The sequence below is a fragment of the Longimicrobium sp. genome, from assembly GCF_036387355.1.
In the GTDB taxonomy this organism is placed as follows: Bacteria; Gemmatimonadota; Gemmatimonadetes; order Longimicrobiales; family Longimicrobiaceae; genus Longimicrobium.
Window position 1 is genome coordinate 1 of record NZ_DASVTX010000342.1, and the last position, 8872, is coordinate 8872.

Annotated in this window: 5 protein-coding genes and 1 pseudogene; 4 read left to right on the forward strand and 2 right to left on the reverse strand. The window is 72.6% G+C overall.

All coding sequences use genetic code 11. The annotated features are described in order from the left end of the window. The first annotated feature begins 922 nt into the window (after positions 1 to 922). From VF665_RS15015 to VF665_RS15025, 3 genes and pseudogenes are all read left to right on the forward strand, one after another. On the forward strand, positions 923 to 2578 hold the full coding sequence (locus tag VF665_RS15015) for an FAD-binding dehydrogenase (RefSeq protein WP_331054254.1): 1656 nt from the start codon (positions 923 to 925) through the stop codon (positions 2576 to 2578). Positions 2579 to 2892: 314 nt separating this feature from the next. Then, positions 2893 to 4068, forward strand: a pseudogene (locus VF665_RS26005) (beta-propeller domain-containing protein); the annotation flags it as partial. An 851-nt stretch (positions 4069 to 4919) separates the two neighbouring features. Beyond that, positions 4920 to 5534, forward strand: a complete 615-nt coding sequence (locus VF665_RS15025) for a hypothetical protein (protein WP_331054256.1) — start codon at positions 4920 to 4922, stop codon at positions 5532 to 5534. A 201-nt stretch (positions 5535 to 5735) separates the two neighbouring features. Here the strand turns inward: VF665_RS15025 and VF665_RS15030 are convergent, their stop codons facing one another. Both VF665_RS15030 and VF665_RS15035 read right to left on the reverse strand, forming a co-directional pair. Then, a complete protein-coding gene (locus tag VF665_RS15030) occupies positions 5736 to 7286 on the reverse strand; it encodes a hypothetical protein (protein ID WP_331054257.1) in 1551 nt (516 codons plus the stop codon). Then, entirely contained in the window at positions 7283 to 8176 is an 894-nt protein-coding gene (locus VF665_RS15035) for a glycosyltransferase family 2 protein (RefSeq protein ID WP_331054258.1), read from the reverse strand. Before VF665_RS15035 ends, VF665_RS15030 begins: the two co-directional genes overlap by 4 nt. 92 nt (positions 8177 to 8268) lie before the next feature. On the opposite strand from VF665_RS15035, the gene VF665_RS15040 reads away from it, so the two are divergent. Next, positions 8269 to 8872 (forward strand): FkbM family methyltransferase (locus VF665_RS15040; protein WP_331054259.1); only part of this gene is annotated, 604 nt, incomplete at its 3' end.

Below are 8872 nucleotides of genomic sequence, written 5' to 3' on the forward strand. Positions count from 1 at the left end.
CGGGGCGACCGGCGCGCGATGGCGCCAGGCGCACCGCGATTCCTCACATCAGCCGCGCCGGTATTCCTCACCCGCCTCGGAGTCCGGGTGTCATTCTGAGCGAGGCGCCTCGCCGCACCGTCCGTCACACCGAACTCCGGCGCCGACCGAAGAATCCCGCGCCACCGCATCCGATGCACGCCCGGCTGCGCGCCGCGCTCGGACGCTGCGGGTGCCGCGAGAGGGGATGGAGCACGCCGCGCCGATCCGCGACGCGGCGGACGTTTCGGCCCGGGATTCTTCAGTCGCGCATGAACGCGGTGCCGGGGAAAGCGCGGCGCACGCTCCTTCAGAATGACGCCCCAGCGCCGAGGTGGGCGGCAGGACACCGGTGGGGCGGAGGTGCCGCCGCAGGCGGCGCCGGCGGGGCGACCGGCGCGCGATGGCGCCAGGCGCACCGCGATTCCTCACATCAGCCGCGCCGGTATTCCTCACCCGCCTCGGAGTCCGGGTGTCATTCTGAGCGAGGCGCCTCGCCGCACCGTCCGTCACACCGAACTCTGGCCCGACCGAAGAATCCCGCGCCACCGCATCCCATGCACGCCCGGCTGCGCGCCGCGCTCGGAGGCTGCGGGTGCGGCGGGAGAGGCTGGAGCGCGCCGCGCCGGCCCGCGGCGCGGCGGATGCTTCGGTCCGGGATTCTTCAGTCGCGCATGAACGCGGCACCGGGGAAAGCGCGGCGCACGCTCCTTCAGAATGACGCCCCGGCGCCGATGTGGGCTCCTTCAGGAGGACACTCACGCTCCCGAGTGATCGGCAGACAGGTCTTCCCTTCGGCGCGCTGCAGGGGAGGAGTGCATTGCCGGCCCTCCCCCGGCGCATGCAGTTTGTGAGCATTCCATCCGCACCACGATCCACCCAACACCAACCTCCTTCCGCACTCATGACCCAGGACGCGGACGTCATCATCGTAGGCGCCGGGCTGGCCGGCCTCGTGGCCGCGGCCGAGCTCACCGGGGCCGGCAAGCGGGTGATCGTGGTGGACCAGGAGCCCGAAGCCACGCTCGGCGGCCAGGCGTTCTGGTCGTTCGGCGGACTGTTCCTGGTGGACTCGCCGGAGCAGCGGCGCATGCGGATCCGCGATTCGCGCGAACTGGCCCTGCGCGACTGGATGGGCACCGCCGGCTTTGACCGCGACGAAGATGCGTGGCCGCGCCGCTGGGCCGAGGCCTACGTAGACTTCGCCGCGGGCGAAAAACGGTCGTGGCTGCACGAGCGCGGCATCCGCTTCTTTCCCGTCGTGGGCTGGGCGGAGCGCGGCGGGTACGGCGCCATTGGCCACGGCAACTCCGTCCCCCGCTTTCACGTCACCTGGGGCACCGGGCCGGCCGTCGTCGACCCCTTCATCCAGCGCGCGCGGCAGGCGGAAAAGGAAGGCCGCCTCACCTTCCGCTTCCGCCACCGCGTGGACGGTCTGTCGGTGACCAACGGCACGGTGGACGGCGTGCATGGGCAGGTGCTGGAGCCCAGCGACGCCCCGCGCGGCGCCCCCAGCTCGCGCGTGGAGGTGGGCGCGTTCACGCTGCGCGCGCAGAGCGTGATCGTGACCTCCGGCGGTATCGGCGGCAACCACGACCTGGTGCGAAAGAACTGGCCGGCTCGCATGGGAACGCCGCCCGCGCGCATGCTTTCCGGCGTGCCGCACCACGTGGACGGCCGCATGCTGGCCATCACCGAATCCGCCGGAGGGCGCATCGTGAACCGCGACCGCATGTGGCACTACACGGAGGGGATCCAGAACTGGGACCCCATCTGGCCCCTGCACGGCATCCGCATCCTTCCCGGCCCGTCGTCGCTGTGGATCGACGCTACCGGAAAGCGTCTGCCGGTGCCGCTCTTTCCCGGATTCGACACGCTGGGCACGCTGGAGCACATCGTCAGCACGGGCTACGACTACACCTGGTTCGTGCTGACGCAGCGCATCATCGAAAAGGAGTTCGCGCTTTCCGGCAGCGAGCAGAACCCCGACCTCACCGGCCGCAGCGTGCGGATGACGCTGGGCCGGGTGCTTCCCGGCGCGCCCGCGCCCGTGGAGGCGTTCAAGCGCAAGGGCGTGGACTTCGTGGTGGAGAAGAACCTGCCCGACCTGGTTCGCGGGATGAACGCGCTCACGCCGGAGCCGCTGATCGACGCCGCGGCGCTGGAGCGGGTGATCGCCGCGCGCGACGGGCAGCTGGACAACCCGTTCGGCAAGGACGCGCAGATCACCGCCATCCGCGGCGCGCGCAACTACCTGGGCGACAAGCTGGTGCGCGTCGCCAGGCCGCACCGGCTGCTGGACCCCGCCGCCGGGCCGCTGATCGCCGTCCGATTGAACATCCTGACGCGCAAGACACTGGGCGGGCTGGAGACGGACCTGTCCGCGCGCGTCCTGGGCGTGGACGGCCAGCCCATCCCCGGCCTGTACGCCGCGGGCGAGGTGGCCGGCTTTGGCGGAGGCGGCATGCACGGCTACCGCGCGCTGGAAGGCACCTTTCTGGGCGGCTGCATCTTCAGCGGCCGCGCGGCGGGGCGCGCCGCGGCGGCGGCCGTACTCTGACCGCGCGCCTCAGTTTCTGTCCGCCTGTCCGGACGCACCGTGGCTCATGCGTTGATGGATACGGACCGTCACCCCACACCGCCGCCCGACCGATGAAGCCGCTCAGATTCCTGTCCTTGCTCGCGGCGCTCTGCGTCGCGCTCCCGGCCGCCGCGCAGGAGGGCGGGCTCACCCCGTTCCGCTCCGACGCGGAACTGACGCGGTACCTGCGGGAGCTGCAGGAGCGCGCTGAAGCCGCACGCCGGGCGCAGATCGCCGCGCAGGCCCCGGCGCAGCCCGCCTGCGCCTCCACGCCGAACGTCACCCGAGGGCGGATGGCGCCCGCCGGGGACGCGGCCGTGATCACCGGCACGGTTGTGAACGGGGGCAACCAGCCGATCGTCAATGCCGTCGTCACCCTGTCTCCGTCCGGGCTGCGAGTGGCGACCGGCGCGGACGGAAGCTTCCGCATTCAGGTCCCGGCCGCGCACCTGGGCTGGGGCGCGGTTTCCGTCGGCGTCGGTGCCATCGGCTATGCGGCCCCCGCCGCGGAAACGACACTGTCCGCGGGCGACTCGGTGCGCGTCGAATTCAAGATGTGCGAGCAGGCGCTGTCGCTGAACGACGTGGTGGTCACCGGGGCGTCGGTGAGCGCCGCGGGCTACGCGTCCGCGGACCGCGCCGAGGGGATCACCAACAACCAGCAGGCGGGGGTAGACGAGGGCGGCATCGTAAAGGTGCACGGTAATCATCTCGTGGTGCTGCGCCGCGGCCGCCTGTTCACCCTCGCGATCGGCGGAGACTCGCTGCGGCCCGTGGATGCCGTGGACGCGTACCGGCCCGGCGGAGGGGACGGCTGGTACGATGAAATGCTGATCTCCGGCGATCAGATCATCGTCATCGGCTACACGGGAGACGGAACGGAACTGGGACTGTTCCGCATCGGCGCGAACGGCCGGCTGCGGCACCGCGACACGTACACCCTGCGCTCCAGCGACTACTATTCCTCGGAGAATTACGCGAGCCGGCTGATCGGCACGCGGCTGATCGTCTACTCTCCCGTTCCCGTCGAGCTTGGCCCGAAGCTGGAGGACTGGATGCCCGCCATGCGCCGCTGGCGCGCGGGCGGCGATGACGACGAGTTCCGCCGCACGCTTGCCGCCACGCGCATCTACCGCGCTCCCGGTGTCGATCCGGGTGACGACGCCACCCTGCACACCGTGACCACGTGCGAGTTCGCCGCTTCGCCGGTCCGGTGCCAGTCCACCGCCGTCGTGGGGCCCGAGGGACGTGTGTTCTACGTGTCGCCGACGGCGGTGTACGTGTGGGCGGGCGGCAACGATGGACGGTGGGGGCCCGTGCGGCGCTCCGTGCTGTACCGCCTGCCGCTGGACGGCTCGGCGCCGCGGGCGCTGGGGGTGCGCGGCAGCCCCATCGACCAGTTCTCGTTCCTGGAGCAGGACGGGATGCTGAACGTGGTCGTATCGGACGTGGGCGCGGGAGACGGCATGTGGAACTCGCAGCGCGGCAGAACGTCGCTGGCACTGCTGCGCGTCCCCCTCTCCTCGTTTGGTGATGGGCGTCAGCCGGTTGCGTCGTGGCGCTATCGCCCGCTCCCCGCGCCGGCAAACACGGGCGTGACGCGCAACCGCTTTGTGGGCAGCCACCTGCTGTACGGCGACGGAGGCGGATGGGGCGCGCCGGCCGGCGGGAGGGGAGGCCACGTCGTGCAGGTGGTGCGGATCACGGATGGGCGGGCGACGGCGCTCGGGCTCACGCATCCGGTGGACCGCATCGAGGTCCTGGGGCGTGACGCGGTGATCGCGGGGGCGGATGAGCGCGACCTGCACTTTACGGGGATCCGCCTGGCCCTGGTGCCGTCCATTGCGCAGCGCTACACGCGGCGGAACGCGGCGCAGGGCGAGACGCGCAGCCACGGCTTCTTCTACCGCCCGGACGGGGATGATTCCGGGCTGCTGGGGCTTCCGATCCGCGGCGCGGGAGAACCGGGCGTCTCGCAGTTGACGGAGGGCTCCGCGTCCATCCTCTTTCTCCGCAATGCGAACCGGGAATTTCGCGAACTGGGCGAGTTGGCCGCGGACGCGCGCAAGGCCGTTGACGACGCGTGCGTCGCCTCGTGCGCCGACTGGTACGGCAACGCGCGCCCCATCTTTCTCCGCGGCCGCATCTTCGCGCTGATGGGGTACGAGATGGTGGAAGGCACGCTGGACGACGGACGCCTGCGCGAACGCCGCCGCGTCAACTTTGCGCCCCGGCCGCACGCGGGATCAGCACGGAGCGGCGGCGAGTGAGTGCAACGGGCGGACGCTGCGCGCGGATCACTCTGCGGCTGGCCGCCACCGTGCTCCTGCTCGCGTCCATCAGCGGGACGGCGGCGCGCGCGCGGCGCACGGCCGAGCGGGAGCGGCAGGTGGTGCGCATGGTGGACATCACCAAGCCGCTTCACGTGCGGGGGACCAACCTGCCGGGCTGGGCCGCCTGTCTGTTTCCGACACGAGCGAATGAGGGTGCGATCGCCCGTGCGCGGCCGTGCCGCGCCGGTGCGCGTGCGACCCGAACCTACACGCGCGAATCCGTCATCGGCTGCTGGCGGATTGAGGGCGGCGAACGCACCGCACGGTTCGCCTACACGACGCGGCTGCGCGCGGCGGCTCCGGCCGGGAGGCGGCACGGGGGAGCGGAGGGATGGGGTGCGATGGAGAGGATGTCGCGCTCGGCCGGCCACGATCCCCTCGACGCCTTCGCTCCCCCCCCGATGTGGCGATTCTCTCCGCCGGATTCGGTGGAGATGGTGACGAGCGCCGGATTGGGCGCGGTGGTGGACGTCTTCCGCATCCGGGGCGACACCCTGGCCGGCATGCGCCAGTTTGTCCACGACGTCGTGGATGTCACGACGGACACGGCCGCGGTGCGTGTCCCGCGGCTCACGGGTGTCCGCGTGCCCTGTCACGGTTGATGGACGCACTCCGCCAAGGGGCGGCGGCTCGACACGGCGAGTTGAGCAAACGCGCAGAACCCGGCAGGAGCGGCGCATGGCGGGCTACATCCCATGCCGGTGTTTCGTGGTGAGGCACGCCGCGGGTGGGCGGCGGCCTGCTCCGGTCGCGTAAGGGGGTGTTCCGACGGGCTTTCTTCGGCGGCGCGCGTCCGCTTGGCGTCACGGCAGCGGCACGCCGGCGCCGCCCTGCTCCGGGAGCAGGCGCAGGCGCATGAGGACGGGGCGGATGCGCGCCGGGAGCGGCAGGCCGTCGTACAGCGGCCGCATCCACCACAGATACAGCGCCCCGAGAAGCGGGGCGGCGGCCAGCGGGAGCCAGAGCGGCGACGAGCGCCATCCCACGATCCCCGTCGCGGCGCCCAGCATCAGCAGCAGCGCCGCACGGGCGAACCACGGGCCCAGCGCGCGCCGCCACAGTTCCCCATGCGACATCCCCGTCCCGCGGTGCAGCCAGTACACGCCCGCCGGGTACGCCACCACCGCCGTGCTCACCACCGCCGCCGCGGCCACGCCGATCACCCCGAACGCGCGGCCCAGCAGAATCGCCGCGCCCAGGTGCACCGCGCCCTGCGCCAGCGACGCGGCGCCGATCTGCACCCGCGCGCCCAGCGTGGACGCCGTCACGAACAGCGCGTGGCTCAGCGACAGCGCCAGCACGCCGCCCGCCAGCAGCGCGTTGGTCCCCAGCCCGGCAAACTGGTCCGCGCCCACCCACAGCGCCACGAACGCGGGGTTGAAGGCCAGCACCGCGCACGCCACGGCGCCCGCCCCCAGCAGCGTCAGCCGGAACAGCGCCACCACCACGGCGTTCACCCGCTCGCCGTTCCCCGTCCCGCGCAGCTGCGCCAGCCCCACCAGCCCCGCGTCCGGAAGCTGCCAGCTCATCTGCGTCAGCACGTCGCCCAGGCGCGCGGTCAGCGCGTAGGCCACGGCGGCGGCCGGGCCCGCGGTCGCAAGGATCACGAGGTTGCTGGTGGCGCTGATCATCCGCCATCCCAGCCCCGCCGTCCACGACCCGATCCCCTGCCCCGTCAGCATTCCCAACATGCGCCGCGACGGAAGCCGCCACCCGCGCAGCAGGTCCGGCGCAATGCGCGCCACGCGCACAAGGCTCGCCGTCGCCACCGCCAGCGTGGGGATCGTCGCCGCGGCGGCGAGCGCGTACAGCCCCATCCCCCCGGCCAGCATCCCGATCATCAGTGCCACGTTCAGCGCCGCCTGCGCGATCCCCATCGACCCCAGAAAGGTGACGTCCTGCAACCCCGTCAGCACCGCGTGAAAGACGCGCACCGGGTAGGCGGCCGCCATCCCCGCCACCAGCCACATCAGCGGGCCGATGACCTCGCGGTGCTGCCCGGGGCTCACCCCCGTGATCCCCGGCGCCAGCGCCAGCAGCCCCAGCGCGAGGGCCGCGAACACGACGGCGGCCAGCACCGCCGCGCCCATCCCGGCGCTCACGAGGCCGCGAAGCTCGTCGCGGTCGCCGCGGCCGTCCGCCTCTGCCATCAGCCAGGGGAGCACGCCCAGCACGCCCAGGTCCGCCATCGCCGAATACGCCACCAGCTCGCCGAACCCAAGCCACACGCCGTACGCCTCGCCGCCCACCTTCGCCAGAACGAAGGGGACGACGAGGACTCCGGAGGCCAGGGCCAGCCCGAACTGCAGGTATCCAAAGAAGGCGGCGATCCCCGCGCGGCGGGTGCGGTTCACGGCGCGTCCCGCCGCCCCGCCGCAAAGCGCGCCACCTGCCGCAGCGTGGACGCCCACCCCACCGCCGTCGCGCGCCGCAGCCACGTCTTGCGCCTGCGCGCGTGGCCGCGGCGGATGGCGTCCGTCCACCGCTGGTAAAACAGCGAGCCGTTGCGGAACCCGATCTCCTGCCGGCGGGCGGAGGGCGTGCGCCCGTACGTGGTGCTCAGCTGGTGCACGTAGGCGCCGTCGCGCTCAAATCCGTGCGTGGCCACGCGCCACCCCGCCTCGCGGATGCGGAAGCAGAGGTCGCTTTCGTCCCACTCCGTCGGGCGGAACGCGGGGTCCAGCGGCCCCACCCTGTCCACGCAGGCGCGGCGGACCACCCAGGGGCGCATCACCCCGTCCACCTCGTACAGCCGCGCCCAGTTGAGCGGCGCCGGGCCCACGGTGCTGCGCATCCGCCGCCAGTCCACCGTGTCGTCCCAGGTGCGCACCGGCTCGTCCACGGGGGAAAAGACGAGGCCGCGGCTCAGCGCCAGCAGCCCCACGTCGGGGTAGGCGCGAAAGGTGGCCAGCAGCTCGGGGACGAACCACGGCTGCAGGATGAACATGTCGTCGTGCCAGCTCAGCGCCAGGCTGCCGCGCGCCTCCGCCAGGCCGCGGTTGGTGCAGACCAGCTCGTGCGCGTCGTTCTCGTGCAGCACGCGCAGGGGCGGGCCTTTCCACCCGTCGCGGATGAGGCCCTCCAGGTACTCGCGCGTGCCGTCCGTACAGCCGTCCTCCACCACCAGCAGCTCCACCGGCTGGTCCGCGGCAAAACGCGCCCAGCTCGCCAGCGCCTTCTGCAGCGTGGGCAGGTTGTTGTGCGTGGCGATGATGACGGACAGTTCGATTCCCGATTCCCCCACCCTGTGCTCCCCTCCGCTGGCCCGCGGACTCGCCCCCGGGCGCCGTCCGTAGTACACTGTCCGCTCACCCGTTACAAGAACCCGACCGGCCGATGCTTTCCCGCTGGGCCCGCGTGGCCCATCCCGCCCGCGCGCTGGAACTGGCGCGCTGCTTCACTGCGTTTCGCGCGCCGTCCGCGTTCGCCCGCGCGTACCTGCGCCTGGGCGCGCCCGCGTACCCGCACCGCCTGCGCGACCGCGCCGGCTGGGTGGACGTGGAACTGCGCGACTGGCACGACGCGGCCACGGCGTGGGTGGTGTTCTGCCGCCGCGAGTACCGCGTTCCGCCGGACGCGCGGTGCATCGTGGACCTGGGCGCCAACTTCGGCGCGTTTTCCCTCTACGCGGCGTCCGTCGCCCCGTCCGCGCGGGTACTGTCGATCGAGCCGCATCCGGAGCAGTTCCCGCGGCTGGCGGCAAACGTGGGCCGGGAGCGGCTGATGGGCCGCGTGACGGCGTGCAACTTCGGGGTGGCGGCCAGCGCGGGGGAGCGGTGGATGGACGCCGATCCCGAGCACCCCGCCCCGTCGCGCGGCATCCATCCCGTGCGGGAGACCGCGCCGCCGTCGTCCGTGCGGGTGCAGACGCTCACGCTGCCGGAGATCCTGGACCGGGCGCGGGCGGAGACCGGAGCGGCGCGCATCGACCTGGTGAAGA

Bases quoted from the DNA above. Each gene is read 5' to 3' on its own strand.
- VF665_RS15015 (WP_331054254.1), top strand. From the start codon at position 923: ATGACCCAGGACGCGGACGTCATCATCGTAGGCGCCGGGCTGGCCGGC.